This window comes from Streptomyces sp. NPDC014995, from assembly GCF_043080745.1.
Lineage (GTDB): Bacteria > Actinomycetota > Actinomycetes > Streptomycetales > Streptomycetaceae > Streptomyces.
On sequence record NZ_JBIBVX010000004.1, the window covers coordinates 330024 to 344574 of the forward strand.

8 protein-coding genes are annotated in these 14551 nt (G+C 72.1%); 2 read left to right on the forward strand and 6 right to left on the reverse strand.

Annotated elements, in window-relative coordinates; translation table 11 throughout:
• Positions 1-100: 100 nt before the first annotated feature.
• Both ACF1A1_RS11170 and ACF1A1_RS11175 read right to left on the reverse strand, forming a co-directional pair.
• Positions 101-2764 carry a lipopolysaccharide biosynthesis protein gene (locus tag ACF1A1_RS11170; protein ID WP_391999059.1) on the reverse strand — a complete coding sequence of 888 codons (2664 nt, stop codon included), beginning with the start codon at positions 2762-2764 and terminating at the stop codon, positions 101-103.
• A 91-nt stretch (positions 2765-2855) separates the two neighbouring features.
• Complete coding sequence (locus ACF1A1_RS11175) at positions 2856-4334, reverse strand: DegT/DnrJ/EryC1/StrS family aminotransferase (RefSeq protein ID WP_391998896.1); 1479 nt, start codon at positions 4332-4334, stop codon at positions 2856-2858.
• A gap of 391 nt (positions 4335-4725) precedes the next feature.
• On the opposite strand from ACF1A1_RS11175, the gene fahA reads away from it, so the two are divergent.
• Both fahA and ACF1A1_RS11185 read left to right on the forward strand, forming a co-directional pair.
• Positions 4726-5937, forward strand: coding sequence for a fumarylacetoacetase (gene fahA, locus ACF1A1_RS11180; protein WP_391999060.1), 1212 nt, complete (start codon positions 4726-4728; stop codon positions 5935-5937).
• 182 nt (positions 5938-6119) lie between these two features.
• Positions 6120-7058 carry a M56 family metallopeptidase gene (locus tag ACF1A1_RS11185; protein WP_391998897.1) on the forward strand — a complete coding sequence of 313 codons (939 nt, stop codon included), beginning with the start codon at positions 6120-6122 and terminating at the stop codon, positions 7056-7058.
• A gap of 45 nt (positions 7059-7103) precedes the next feature.
• Here the strand turns inward: ACF1A1_RS11185 and recQ are convergent, their stop codons facing one another.
• The 4 genes from recQ to nuoL all read right to left on the reverse strand — a co-directional run bounded on the left by recQ (position 7104) and on the right by nuoL (position 14544).
• Complete coding sequence (recQ, locus tag ACF1A1_RS11190) at positions 7104-9137, reverse strand: DNA helicase RecQ (RefSeq protein ID WP_391999061.1); 2034 nt, start codon at positions 9135-9137, stop codon at positions 7104-7106.
• 219 nt (positions 9138-9356) lie between these two features.
• Entirely contained in the window at positions 9357-11006 is a 1650-nt protein-coding gene (gene nuoN, locus ACF1A1_RS11195) for an NADH-quinone oxidoreductase subunit NuoN (RefSeq protein ID WP_391998898.1), read from the reverse strand.
• Positions 11003-12574 (reverse strand): NADH-quinone oxidoreductase subunit M, encoded by a 1572-nt coding sequence (locus ACF1A1_RS11200; RefSeq protein ID WP_391998899.1) that lies wholly within the window; start codon positions 12572-12574, stop codon positions 11003-11005. Before ACF1A1_RS11200 ends, nuoN begins: the two co-directional genes overlap by 4 nt.
• Before the next feature lie 5 nt (positions 12575-12579).
• Positions 12580-14544, reverse strand: coding sequence for an NADH-quinone oxidoreductase subunit L (gene nuoL / locus ACF1A1_RS11205; RefSeq protein WP_391998900.1), 1965 nt, complete (start codon positions 14542-14544; stop codon positions 12580-12582).
• Positions 14545-14551 lie beyond the last annotated feature (7 nt).

Sequence of the window (14551 nt, forward strand, 5' to 3'; positions counted from 1 at the left end):
TCGGCTCCCGGGCCCGGTGCGGGCTCCGGTTCGGATCTCTCCCGTGGAGTGGTTGGCGGACGCACGACGGTTCCCCCCTGGCGTTCGGCTCTGGGCTTGATCAGTCGCTGGACGGATCTCGGTTCCGGTCGGTGGGACGGGTGTTCACATACGAAGCGTGCGGACCTCGCGCGGCCTCCGCCGGCGACGAGCGACGCGCGGCCTCGACCGAGGACGGCCGGTGCGCGGCCTCGACCGAGGACGGCCGGTGCGCGGCCTCCGCCGACCGTTGGTGGTGCGCGGCCTCCGCGGGCCTCTGATGGTGCGCGGGCCCCGACGGCGTCGGACGGTCAGCAGGCCCCGACGGCGTCGGACGGTCAGCAGGCCCCGACGGCGTCGGACGGTCAGCAGGCCCCGTCGGCGTCGGACGGCCGGCGGGCCCCGGCGGCGGCTCGGCTCGGCGGAGGGACAGGAGCAGGACGAGCAGGAACAGCACGGCGAGCACGGGCAGCGCGAGGGGCGCGAGCGGTTCCCTTCCCGCCCAGCCCCCCACGGCGGCGAGATAGACGACCCCCCAGTGCGCCGCCCACGGCAGCCGTCCGCCGAGACGGTCGCCGAAGCGGTCGCCGATGCGGTCGAGCAGCAGCCACAGCGGGACCAGGCACAGCAGCTGACAGACGGGCGGCACCCAGCGCAGCAGCGGGTCGGGACCGGGCAGGCCCAGTGTCTGCGCGAAGAACGCGGCCGTTTCCCCGTAGAACGTCCCTCCCAGCGGCCTCGGTTCCCGGCCGAGGGCGACGGGGACGGAGTAGAGGGCGAGCGCGACGACTCCCAGCGCGGTACCGGGCAGCCAGGTGTCGCGCCGCACGTCCAACGTCACGGCGGCGACGAACAGCACCAGCAGCAGCACCCCGGCGACGATCGCCGGGCCGGGCAGCCGGTCGAGCATCCCGCCGCCGCTCATGGGGGCGGCGAGGCCGTCACCGACGTACCCGCCGAGCCACGGCAGGTTCCGCAGCGCCGCCCAGAAGACGACGGCGGCGACGCCGAGCAGGCTCCACAGCCCGGCGCGCAGCCACCGCTGGCCGCGCTCGGACCAGATGCCGTCCCTCTCGTAGTCGGGAGCCGGCGCGCGCGGCCCCTCGGCGCCCTCCGCGGGCGCGGTTCCCTTGTGGGGCCGGACGATGACGGCGAGCGTGTCCGCCTCCAGGGCCTCCCGCTCGTAGCCGGGACGCCCTATGAACAGCGCGACGGTGTCCTGGTCGGAGGGCCCGTGCTCGTAGGCCGTCCGGCGCGCCCAGCTCGTGCCGTAGCCGGCGGTGGCGTTCAGCCGGGCCCAGCGGGCGCCGTCCCCGGGGACCGCGTCGGCGGGGGTGGCGGGCGAGGCGGGAGCGGCGGCCGCGGGCGTCGTCTGTTCGGCGGGGGCCGTGGGGGGTGCGGCGGGCACGACGGCCGTCTCGCGCAGCGCCGCCCGCAGCCCGATCACCGAGACGACGGCGATCAGCGACATGCTCAGCAGCACCGCCCAGCCCGCGCCCGCGATACCCGCGGGGGTGAACAGGACGGCCGCGCTGCCCAGCACCAGCGTGCACATGGCGCCCTGGAGGGCGGCGAGCACCCCGGTGCGGCCCTGGACGCGCAGCACGCCGATGTACAGCTCCACCACGACCCGCGGCAGCGCACCGGCGGCCAGCAGCCGCAGCACGGTGGTGCCGTGCTCGGCGTAGTCCTCGCTGAACGGCAGCAGGATCTGCGGCGCGAACAGCACCAGCACCAGCACCACCGGCACCAGCAGAAGGATCATGCGGCGCAGCGCCCCGCGGACGCCGTCGGCCAGGTGACGCGGGTCGTGCGAGGCGTGCGCGGTGAGCGAGGAGGCCATGTTGATGGCCATGAACTCCATCGTGCCGCCGACTGTGTACGCCACGTAGAAGTAACCGTTCTCGGCGGCGCTGAAGCGGACGGCGACCATCACCGGCAGCAGGTTGATCATCGCGAGGCTGAACAGCGCGCCCAGCGAGTCGCCCGCCAGGAAGCGGCCCATCTCCCTCAGCCGGGGCGGCTCCAGGTCGCGGTCGGCGGTGGCCTGGCGCGGGATGAGTCTGCGGAAGATCAGCCAGCCGAGCGGCAGCGTCGAGAAGGCGATGGCGACGGCCCAGGACACGAAGATGCCGAGCACCGGCAACGCGCCGGCGACCACGACCAGCAGGATCAGCTTGCCGACCGAGAACACGGCGTTGCCGACCGGCACCCACCCCGACCTGCGCAGTCCGGTCAGCACCCCGTCCTGCAGCGTGAGCAGCGCCCACGCCACGCAGGCGACGACGAACGCCGCCCCCGCGGCCGGCGTGCCGAGCGGCGCGTACGACGCCCCCCACAGGTCGAGAGTGAGCAGGAAGACGAAGGCGGCGATCGCCACGACCACCGAACTCGCCGCGTACGCCCGCCACACCAGGGAGCCCGTCGCCCGTCCCGCGCGCGGGACGAAGCGGACCACGGCACCGATCATCGTCGTCGCCGTGATGCTGGCGAGCAGACGCATCGCGGCGATCGCGGCGGAACCCTGGCCTACGGCCTCCTCCGAGTAGTAGCGGGCGGCCACCAGCCAGAACCCCAGGCCGAGCACGGCGGACACGCCGGTGCTGAGCATGAGGAAGTAGGCGTTCCTGAACAGGGAGTCGGAGCCGTGTCCGTGGCGCTCCGGCCCGGGCTCGGCCACGCCCTCTCCGGCGAGGCCGGTCGGGCCGGCGGGGGGTGCGGCGGCCGGTGCGACGGGCTCGTGCACCTGAATCCCCGCCTGTCTGCCGGCCGGTGACCCCTTCTGGCTCCCGGCCTGCGCCTCGGTGTGTGTCCCGGCCTGCGTCCCGGCCCGTGTCTCAGCCACGCGTCGGCTCCAGCCCTCCCGGCGCCTCGGCCGGCCGCACGCCGGACTCCTGGAGCACCTCGACGACCTGCCGCGCGCGCAGCGGATCCACGGGCAGCGCGTGCCGCGCGAACCAGCGGGCCCCGGCCGGATCGGGCGAGGGGTCCGTGAAGGCCGCCCCCGCGTAGTCGTCCAGGGGCGGGTCATAGAGGTACCCGACGACGATCCCCCGCCGCGCGAGCGCCGTGATCGCGGCGTCCCGGTCGGCGACGAACAGGGGGACACGGAAGAGGGGTTGGACGACGGATGCCGGAGACCCGGAGAAAGGCCCGGCCGAGAAGCCCGGACCGGACGAGGGACCCGGACGGGACGAGGGACCCGGACGGGACGAGGAGCGCTGCCCCGAGTCCGGCAGCGGGCCCGGACGGGTCGCGAAGCCCTGCCCCGAGCCCGGCTGCGGGTCCTGCCGGGCGCGCCCCGCTGCTGACGCAGCGCCCGAACCGGTCGCGGAGCCGAGGCCGGCCCGCGCCCCGTCCGGCACCGCGCTCCGCCCACCGCTCGCGGCCGGTCTCGCCCACGGCGTCGACAGCAGCAGCCCGGTACCCGCCCGGCAGGCGTCCAGCACCTCGTCCAGGTGGCCGAGCTTGCGCCCGATGCGGCCCAGGCGCAGCGGTCCGGAGCGCAGCCGGTAGTCGTGCATGTCGACGCGGACCCAGGAGTCGTGCGCGGTGAGGTCCGGCGCCGCGTCGACCGCCCGCGCCAGCTCCGCCGCGCGCAACGGCATCCTGATCTCCTCGCGTTCCATCAGCCCGAGCAGCCGCATCGTGCCCCAGGCGGCACGCCGAAGCCGCAGCCCCCGCACCGCCGCCTCCGCGTACGGCCGCACCGTGAAGGCGAGTTCGGCGGTGAGCCGACCGGGCAGCAGCAGGTCCGCGCAGGTCTTCTCCAGGGCCTCGCGCAGGCCCGGGTCGGCACAGGTCAGGAAGCCCCCCGCCTTGGCCCCGACATGCTTGGACAGGCTGAAGACGGAGGCGTCCCCCCAGGCCCCGACCGGCCGACCGCCGACCTCGCTGCCGATGGCGTGCGCCCCGTCCTCGAACAGCGGGATCCCGAGGGCGTCGCACTTCTCCCTCAGGCGCGGCGCGTCGTCCGGATTGCCGTACAGGTTCGTCGTGAGCACCGCGGACAGCGAGGTCCACACCTCGTCGGGCACCGCGTCGACGTCGATCGACGCGGCCAGCGGGTTCAACGGCGCCTGCACCGGCCTGAGTCCGGCCGCGAGCACCACGAAGAGGATCACGTCGTCGTTGACCGGCGACATCAACACCCGTCCGCCGGGCGGGCACCAGTGGCGCAAGGCCACGAACAGCCCGAACCGGCAGGACGGCACGTACACGCATTCCCGGCCGAGTCTGCCGCGCATGGTCTCCGCCAGCCGCTTCGGCCGTGAACCACGCCGCGCCGACCCGAGGCCGGCCTCCCCAATGGCCATCCGCCCCCCAGGTGTGCCAGGGGAAGGCCCCCTCCCCGAGGCCTTCCAGCACCCGCCCAGAGTCTCCCTGTTCGCACCGCTCCGTCAAGAATGCGGTACCGCCTGTGGACAACGGGCCGTGCACAAGCGGAAGCGGAGCGCTGCGAGTCGGCCACCTCATTCCTCACCTCCCGTGTCACGTCCGTGTCGTCGCGGTGACTCTCCTCCGAGGTCAGCCGTAACGTGTGCGGCGACTCGGCACACAGGCAGAGCACCCCCGGAGCACCCCGGTGCACCGGCGCATGGCGAGCACTCGGCCATGGCGAACACATGTGCATATTTGGCGCATGCGCGGCGCACACGCGGCGCATACACGGCGAGCACGAAAGCGAGGCAGCACCCGATGCCCCCCTTGGCCCCCTTCGACCTCCCCGAGGGCGACCCCTTCGGCCCGCACAACCTTCCGTACGGCGTCTTCTCCCTCCCCGGCTCCGAGCAGCGCACCGTCGGCGTCCGGCTCGGCGACCACGTCCTGGACGCGGGCGCGGTCGCCCGGGCCCTCGGCTCCCCGCACACCGCCCTGCTCACCGCCCCGACCCTCAACCCGCTGCTGGCGGCGGGCCGCACGGCCTGGTCCGAGGTGCGCGGCTCCCTCACGGAGTGGGTCACGGACCCGTCCCACCGCGAGACTCTCGCCCCACTGCTGCACCCCCTCTCCGCGGTGACCCTGCACCTCCCCTTCGAGGTCGCCGACTACGTCGACTTCTACGCCTCCGAGCACCACGCCCGGAACGCGGGCGCCATCTTCCGCCCGGACGCCGCGGACACCCTCCTGCCCAACTGGAAGCACCTGCCGATCGGCTACCACGGCCGCGCCGGCACGGTCGTGGTCTCCGGCACGGACGTCGTCCGCCCGTCGGGCCAGCGCAAGGCACCCACCGACCCCACCCCCGTCTTCGGCCCGTCCGTACGGCTCGACATCGAGGCCGAGGTCGGCTTCGTGGTGGGCGTGCCGTCGCGGCAGGGCCGACCGGTCCCGCTCGCCGACTTCCGCGAGCACGTCTTCGGCCTGTGCCTCCTCAACGACTGGTCGGCCCGCGACATCCAGGCCTGGGAGTACGTGCCCCTCGGCCCGTTCCTCGCGAAGTCCTTCGCCACGTCGGTCTCCGCGTGGATCACCCCGCTCGAGGCGCTGGAGGCGGCACGGATCTCACCCCCCGAACGCACCCACCCCCTGCTGCCCTACCTGGACGACGCGTCCACCGAGCCCGCCGGCTACGACCTGCGCATCTCCGTCGCCCTCAACGGCCACGTCATCTCCGAACCTCCCTTCTCCACCATGTACTGGACGGCCGCCCAGCAGCTCGCCCACATGACGGTCAACGGCGCCTCCCTGCGCACCGGCGACCTGTACGGCTCGGGCACGGTGAGCGGCCCGGCCGAACGTCAGCGGGGCTCCCTCCTGGAGCTGACCTGGAACGGCCGCGACCCCCTGGAACTCCCCGACGGCAAGCGCACCTACCTGGAGGACGGGGACGTGGTGACCCTGTCGGCCTGGGCACCGGGACCGGACGGACTGCGCGTCGGTCTGGGGGAGGTGAGCGGGCGGGTTCTCGCGGGCTGACTCCGGCGGTTCCCGCCGTCATACTGGCGGCGGGAACGGTCCTCGCGCCGCGCCCGCCGTACGCACGCACCCGGAGCACGACCGCCCGGCCCGGCACCGCCACGTCCGGCGGGCCCGGCCGGTCCGTCCGCTCCGACGTGTTCTTCCCCCGTCGTCTCCGACCAGGATCCGGAGCCCGTGGCATGACCCTCTGCCTGCTCCTGCTGAGCGTCGTCGCACTGGCGGCCGCCGTGCCGGCCCCGCGTGCGCTGACCCGGGCCACGTGGCCCGAGCGGGAGCCGGTGGTCGCGCTGTGGGCGTGGCAGTGCCTGGTCGCCACGGTCCTGCTGTGCTGTCTGACGGCCCTGGTCCTGGGCGCCGCCGCCGTCTTCCACACCGTCCGCCGCCAGGTCTTCGCACCCGCCCCGCCGGCCGTGACCGAGGCGTACGACCTCTCCACCACCCCGGTGTGGACTTCGGCCCTGACCCTGCTGCTGGCCTGCGGAGCAGCCTGGACCACCGCGATGCTCGCCCGCGAGCTGGTCGAGGCGCGACGACGCCGCGGTCGGGCCCGCGCGCACCTGCGGGAACGCGCCCCGGACCTTCCCGCGGGCCTGCCCTCGGCCCGGGGCCCGCTGCTCGTCCTGGAGGACGAGTACCCGGACGCCTGGTGGATGCCCGGCAACCCTCCCCAGCTGATCGTGACCACCGGTGCCCTGCACCGCCTCACCTCCCATCAACTCGATGCGGTCCTCGCCCACGAACGCGACCACGCCCGCGCCCACCACGACTGGCTGCTGCACCTGTCGACCGCCCTGGCGACCGGCTTCCCGCGCGTGCCGCTGTTCGCCCACTTCTGCGACCAGACCCACCGGCTGGTCGAACTCGCCGCCGACGACACGGCGTCCCGCCGCTGCGGCCACCTGACAACGGCCCTGGCCCTGATCGAGCTGAACCAGCACCGGGGCGTCCTGTCCTGCGCGTCCAGCCGACGCCTCCTGGGCGAACGCGTGGACCGTCTCCTCCAGCCGCCCCCACGGCTGCTCCGCCGGCACCGCGCGCTGACGACGACGGTGGCGGCGCTCGTCCCGCTGCTGCCCCTGCTGATCACCTTCGCACCCGGACTGACGGCGCTGGCCTGAACACCACGTCCAGTCCTCTACAGCCAGTCCTCTACGTCCGATCCCCTACATCCAGTCCTCGGGCTCCGGCTCCGCCTCCATGTCGGGCCAGTCGTGCGGGCCATGGGGGCCGTCGGAGCCGCCCGGGCCGTCCGGACCGTCCGCTTCCGACGCGGCACCCGGAGTCGAGCCCGGCGCACCGCCCAGCGACGCCAGCACCGCGACCACGCCCTCCCCGTACGTCGCCAGCTTCTTCTCGCCGACGCCACTGATCCCGCCGAGCTGCGACACCGACGTCGGCCACACCGTGGCGATCTCCCGCAGCGTGGCGTCGTGGAAGATGACGTACGCCGGGACGCCCTGCTCGCGGGCCTGTTCGGCGCGCCAGGCACGCAGGGCCTCGAAGGCGGGAAGCAGCTCCCCGGGCAGCTCGGCCGCGACCGTCCTGGCCTTGCGGTCCCCGCGGCCCGACGCGGACGACGAGCCCGACTTGGCGGCCGTCGGCTTCTTCGGCTCCTTGCGCAGCGGCACCTCCCGCTCGCGCCGAAGCACCGCGCCACTGTCCTCCGTCAGCACCAGCGTGCCGTAGTCCCCCTCGACCGCCAGCAGCCCCTGCGCCAGCAACTGCCGTACGACGCCGCGCCATTCGCCCTCGGTCAGCTCCTCGCCGATGCCGAACACGGACAGCTGGTCGTGGTCGAACTGGATCACCTTGGCCGTGCGCTTGCCCATCAGGATGTCGACGATCTGCACCGCGCCGAACTTCTGTCCGCGCTCGCGCTGCAGCCGCACCACCGTCGACAGCACCTTCTGTGCCGCGATCGTGCCGTCCCAGGTCTCCGGGGGCGTCAGGCAGGTGTCGCAGTTGCCGCAGCCCGCCGGGTCGGGTTCCTGCCCGAAGTAGGCGAGGAGTTGTCCGCGGCGGCACCGGGCCGTCTCGCACAGCGCCAGCATCGAGTCCAGGTGCGCCGCCGCCCGCCTCCGGAACGCCTCGTCGCCCTCTCCGGACTGGATCAGCTTGCGCTGCTGTATGACGTCGTTGAGGCCGTACGCCATCCAGGCCGTCGACGGCAGTCCGTCACGGCCCGCACGACCGGTCTCCTGGTAGTAGCCCTCGATCGACTTCGGCAGGTCGAGGTGGGCGACGAACCGCACGTCCGGCTTGTCGATGCCCATGCCGAAGGCGATGGTCGCGACCACGACCAGGCCTTCCTCCCTGAGGAACCGGGACTGGTGCGCCGCGCGCGTCCCCGCGTCCAGGCCCGCGTGGTACGGCACCGCCTCGATGCCGTTGCGGGAGAGGAACTCGGCCGTCTTCTCCACGGAGTTGCGCGAGAGGCAGTACACGATGCCCGCGTCGCCCGCGTGTTCCTCGCGCAGGAAGCTCAGCAACTGCTTCTTGGGGTCGGCCTTCGGCACGATCCGGTACTGGATGTTGGGCCGGTCGAAGCTCGCCACGAAGTGCCGGGCCGTCGGCATGTTCAGCCGCTGGGTGAGCTCCTGGTGCGTCGCGTGCGTGGCCGTCGCCGTGAGCGCGATGCGCGGGACGTCCGGCCAGCGCTCGCCGAGCAGGGACAGGGTGAGGTAGTCGGGGCGGAAGTCGTGGCCCCACTGGGACACGCAGTGCGCCTCGTCGATCGCGAAGACCGCGATCTTGCCGCGCGAGAGCAGGTCCAGCGTGGAGTCCAGGCGCAGCCGCTCCGGCGCCAGGTACAGCAGGTCCAGCTCGCCGGCCAGGAACTCGGCCTCGACCACGCGCCGCTCGTCGAAGTCCTGCGTGGAGTTCATGAACCCGGCGCGCACACCCAGGGCCCGCAGGGCGTCCACCTGGTCCTGCATCAGCGCGATCAGCGGCGAGACGACGACACCCGTACCCGGTCTCACCAGGGCCGGGATCTGGTAGCACAGCGACTTGCCGCCGCCGGTCGGCATGAGGACGACGGCGTCCCCGCCGGCCACCACGTGCTCGATGACGGCTTCCTGCTCGCCGCGGAAAGCGTCGTAGCCGAAGACCCGGTGCAGCGTGGCCAGCGCCTCGCTCTCCGTCCCCGGTGTCCCGGTGGTTCCTGGCATCTCGATGATCCCGCCCGTCCCGCGCATAGTCCCGTCCCCCGTACGTGGTCCCTCGACCACTGCCTCCACGATAGGGGCCCGCACCGACACCGCCGGAGTTATCCACAGGCTCACCCTCACCCGCTCCGTATCCGATCAGTTGCGTGCGGTGATGACCTGGTGTCCGATCGGGCGAGACTCCCGGCAGCACAGCGGCCCGGCACCCCGCGAACGGGTGCCGGGCCGGCCTGCACGGTCCGGAGAGCCTCAGCGCACGAACACCCCCGCCTGGCCCGCCAGGTCCAGGAAGTACTGCGGTGCCACACCGAGCACCAGGGTGACCGCCACGCCCACCGCGATCGCCGTCGTCGTCAGCGGCGACGGCACGGCCACCGTCGGCCCCTCCGGCCGCGGCTCGCTGAAGAACATCAGCACGATGACCCGGATGTAGAAGAACGCCGCGATCGCCGACGAGATCACGCCGACCACGACCAGCGGCGCCGCGCCGCCCTCCGCCGCCGCCTTGAACACGGCGAACTTCCCGGCGAAGCCGGAGGTCAGCGGGATGCCGGCGAAGGCGAGCAGGAACACCGCGAAGACGGCCGCCACCAGCGGCGAACGACGGCCGAGTCCGGCCCACTTGGACAGGTGGGTGGCCTCGCCGCCCGCGTCCCGCACCAGCGTCACCACCGCGAACGCGCCGATCGTCACGAACGAGTACGCCGCCAGGTAGAAGAGGACGGACGAGACGCCGTCCGGGGTGGTCGCGATGACACCCGCGAGGATGAATCCGGCGTGCGCGATGGACGAGTACGCCAGCAGCCGCTTGATGTCGGTCTGCGTGATCGCGACGATCGCGCCGCCCAGCATGGTGACGATCGCGACGCCCCACATGACCGGCCGCCAGTCCCAGCGCAGGCCGGGCAGGACGACGTACAGGATGCGCAGCAGCGCGCCGAAGGCGGCCACCTTGGTCGCGGCGGCCATGAAGCCGGTGACCGGGGTCGGCGCGCCCTGGTAGACGTCCGGCGTCCACATGTGGAACGGCACCGCGCCCACCTTGAACAGCAGACCCATGACGATCATCGCGGCGCCGACGAGCAGCAGCGCGTCGTTGCCCATGGTGTCGGCGAGGGCCGGGCTGACGTTGGTGACCGTGCCGTCGACGACCTGCGCGATCGTCGCGTACGAGACGGAGCCCGCGTAGCCGTAGAGCAGGGCGATGCCGAACAGGGTGAACGCGGAGGCGAAGGCGCCGAGCAGGAAGTACTTGACCGCTGCCTCCTGCGACATGAGCCGCTTGCGGCGGGCCAGCGCGCACAGCAGGTACAGCGGCAGCGAGAAGACTTCCAGGGCGATGAAGAGGGTCAGCAGGTCGTTGGCCGACGGGAAGACCAGCATGCCCGCGACCGCGAAGAGCAGCAGCGGGAAGACCTCGGTGGTCGCGAAGCCCGCCTTGACCGCGGCCTTCTCGCTGTCGCTGCCCGGCACGGACGCGGCCTGCGCGGCGAAGGAGTCGACGCGGTTGCCGTGTGCCGCCGGGTCGAGCCGACGCTCGGCGAAGGTGAACAGACCGACCAGGGCGGCCAGCAGGATGGTGCCCTGGAGGAACAGGGCCGGCCCGTCGACGGCGATCGCGCCCATCGCCGCGATGCGCGCCTTGGTGGTGCCGTACCCGTCCGCCGCCAGCGCCACCACCGCGGCGAACGCGGCGGTCAACGCGACGACGGACACGAAGAGTTGGGTGTAGTAGCGGGACTTGCGCGGCACGAGGGCCTCGACCAGGATCCCGATGATCGCCGCTCCCACGACGATCAGGGTGGGCGACAGTTGCGCGTATTCGATCTTCGGCGCGTCGATCTTCGAGATCGGGTCGGCCGCGGTTGTCCACAGGCTGTGGACGGCTGCTGTGCTCACTTGGCCGCCTCCACCTCGGGCTGGGGGTCCTTCTTCTGTACGTCCGACAGGGTCTGTTTGACCGCCGGATCGATGATGTCCGTGACGGGCTTCGGGTAGACGCCCAGGAAGATCAGCAGCACGATCAAGGGGGTGACGACCACGAGCTCACGCACGCGGAGGTCCGGCATCGTGGAGACCTCGGGCTTCACCGGGCCCGTCATCGTCCTCTGGTAGAGGACGAGGGTGTAGAGCGCGGCCAGGACGATGCCGAAGGTGGCGATGACGCCGATCGCCGGGTACCGCGCGAACGTGCCGACCAGGACCAGGAACTCGCTCACGAAGGGAGCCAGGCCCGGAAGCGAGAGGGTCGCGAGTCCGCCGATCAGGAACGTGCCGGCGAGCACCGGAGCGACCTTCTGCACACCGCCGTAGTCGGCGATGAGCCGCGAGCCGCGCCGAGAGATCAGGAAGCCGGCGACCAGCATCAGCGCGGCCGTCGAGATGCCGTGGTTGACCATGTAGAGCGTCGCACCGGACTGGCCCTGGCTGGTCATCGCGAAGATGCCCAGGATGATGAACCCGAAGTGCGAGATCGACGCGTACGCCACCAGCCGCTTGATGTCGCGCTGGCCGACGGCGAGCAGCGCGCCGTAGATGATGCTGATGACGGCGAGGACGAGGATGGCGGGCGTCGCCCACTTCGACGCCTCCGGGAAGAGCTGGAGGCAGAAGCGGAGCATCGCGAAGGTGCCGACCTTGTCGACGACCGCCGTGATCAGGACGGCGACCGGGGCGGTGGCCTCCCCCATGGCGTTGGGCAGCCATGTGTGCAGCGGCCACAGGGGCGCCTTCACCGCGAAGGCGAAGAAGAAGCCCAGGAACAGCCAGCGCTCGGTGTTCGTCGCCATCTCGAGCGAACCGTTGGCCCGGGCTTCGGCGATCTCCGTGAGCGAGAAGTTCCCCGCGACCACGTACAGCCCGATCACCGCGGCCAGCATGATCAGCCCGCCGACCAGGTTGTAGAGCAGGAACTTCACGGCCGCGTACGACCGTTGCGTGGACGCCGTCTCCTCGCCGTGCTCGTGGGCACGGTCCCCGAAACCGCCGATGAGGAAGTACATCGGGATCAGCATGGCTTCGAAGAAGATGTAGAAGAGGAAGACGTCGGTGGCCTCGAAGGAGAGGATCACCATCGCCTCGACGGCCAGGATCAGGGCGAAGAAGCCCTGGGTCGGCCGCCAGCGCCTGCTGCCGGTCTCCAGCGGGTCGGCGTCGTGCCAGCCCGCCAGGATGATGAACGGGATCAGCAGCGCCGTGAGCGCGATGAGCGCCACCGCGATGCCGTCCACACCCAGCTCGTACCTGACCCCGAAGTCCGCGATCCAGGAGTGGGACTCGGTGAGCTGGTAGCGGTCGCCGCCCGGGTCGAAGCGGACCAGGACGACGATCGCCAGGGCGAGCGTGGCGAGCGAGAAGAGCAGCGCCAGTGATTTGGCGGCGTTGCGCCGCGCGGCCGGGACGGCGGCCGTGGCGACCGCCCCGATCGCGGGGAGCGCCGCCGTCGCTGTCAGCAGAGGAAAGGACATCGGTATCAGACCGCCCTCATCAGCAGGGTCGCGGCGATGAGGACCGCCGCACCGCCGAACATCGAGACCGCGTAGGAGCGCGCGAAGCCGTTCTGGAGCTTGCGCATGCGCCCGGAGAGGCCGCCGACCGAGGCCGCCGTGCCGTTGACGACGCCGTCGACCAGGGTGTGGTCGACGTACACCAGGGACCGCGTGAGGTGCTCGCCGCCGCGGACCAGGACGACGTGGTTGAAGTCGTCCTGGAGCAGGTCGCGCCGGGCGGCCCGGATGAGCAGAGACCCGCGCGGGGCGACGACCGGGACCGGGCGGCGGCCGTAGTGGAGGTAGGCGAGGGCGACGCCGAGCGCCAGGACCACCATGGTGGCGAGGGTGACCGTCAGGGCGCTGACCGGGGGGTGCCCGTGATCGTGCCCGGTGACGGGCTCCAGCCAGTGCAGGAAGCGGTCGCCGATGCTGAAGAAGGCGCCGCCGAAGACGGAGCCGACGGCCAGCACGATCATCGGGATCGTCATGACCTTGGGCGACTCGTGCGGGTGCGGCTCGGCGTGCTCCCCGCGGTGCTCGGCCGCGGGCTCGGCACTCGGCGCCTCCGGTGAGCGAGTGGGCTGGTTCCTCCAGCGCTCCTCGCCGAAGAACGTCATCAGCATCACGCGCGTCATGTAGTACGCGGTGATGGCCGCGCCCAGCAGCGCGCAGCCGCCGAGGATCCAGCCCTCGGTGCCGCCCTTGGCGAACGCCGCCTCGATGATCTTGTCCTTGGAGAAGAAGCCGGACAGGCCCGGGAAGCCGATGATGGCGAGGTAGCCGAGGCCGAAGGTGACGAAGGTGACCGGCATGTACTTGCGCAGGCCGCCGTACTTGCGCATGTCGACCTCGTCGTTCATGCCGTGCATGACCGAGCCGGCGCCGAGGAACAGGCCGGCCTTGAAGAAGCCGTGCGTCACCAGGTGCATGATCGCGAAGACGTAGCCGATGGGGCCGAGGCCCGCGGCCAGCACCATGTAGCCGATCTGCGACATGGTCGAGCCGGCCAGCGCCTTCTTGATGTCGTCCTTCGCGCAACCGACGATCGCACCGAACAGGAGCGTGACGGCACCGACGATCGTGACGACGAGCTGCGCGTCGGGCGCCGCGTTGAAGATCGCTCCGGAGCGGACGATCAGGTAGACGCCCGCCGTGACCATCGTCGCCGCGTGGATGAGGGCCGAGACCGGGGTCGGGCCCTCCATCGCGTCCCCGAGCCAGGACTGCAGCGGCACCTGGGCGGACTTGCCGCAGGCCGCGAGCAGCAGCATCAGGGCAATGGCCGTGAGCTGGCCCTCGGTCGCGTCACCGGCGAGCCCCGCCTCCTCGTGCGTGCCGAGCAGCGGGCCGAAGGCGAAGGTGCCGAAGGTGGTGAACATCAGCATGATGGCGATCGCCAGGCCCATGTCGCCGACGCGGTTGACCAGGAAGGCCTTCTTCGCGGCGGTGGCGGCGCTGGGCTTGTGCTGCCAGAAGCCGATGAGCAGGTAGGAGGCGAGACCGACGCCCTCCCAGCCGACGTACAGCAGCAGGTAGTTGTCGGCGAGGACGAGCAGGAGCATCGCCGCGAGGAACAGGTTCAGGTAGCCGAAGAAGCGGCGGCGCCGCTCGTCGTGCTCCATGTACCCGACCGAGTACAGGTGGATCAGCGAGCCGACGCCCGTGATCAGCAGCACGAACGTCATCGACAACTGGTCGAGGCGGAAGGCGACGTCCGCCTGGAAGCCCTCGACCGGGACCCAGCTGAACAGGTGCTGCGTCAGCGTCCGGTGGCCGGCGTCCTTGCCGAGCAGGTCGGCGAAGAGGACGAGGCCGAGCGCGAAGGAGACGGCCGCGAGCAGCGTGCCGATCCAGTGGCCGACGGCGTCGAGCCGGCGGCCGCCGACCAGCAGGACGGCCGCTCCGAGCAGGGGCGCCGCGATCAGCAGCGCAATCAGGTTCTCCACGATTCTT

Excerpts from the sequence above, each read along its gene's own strand:
- ACF1A1_RS11175 (WP_391998896.1), bottom strand. The coding sequence starts at position 4,334 with ATGGCCATTGGGGAGGCCGGCCTCGGGTCGGCGCGGCGTGGTTCACGG.
- ACF1A1_RS11185 (WP_391998897.1), top strand. The coding sequence starts at position 6,120 with ATGACCCTCTGCCTGCTCCTGCTGAGCGTCGTCGCACTGGCGGCCGCC.
- recQ (WP_391999061.1), bottom strand. The coding sequence starts at position 9,137 with ATGCGCGGGACGGGCGGGATCATCGAGATGCCAGGAACCACCGGGACA.
- ACF1A1_RS11200 (WP_391998899.1), bottom strand. The coding sequence starts at position 12,574 with ATGTCCTTTCCTCTGCTGACAGCGACGGCGGCGCTCCCCGCGATCGGG.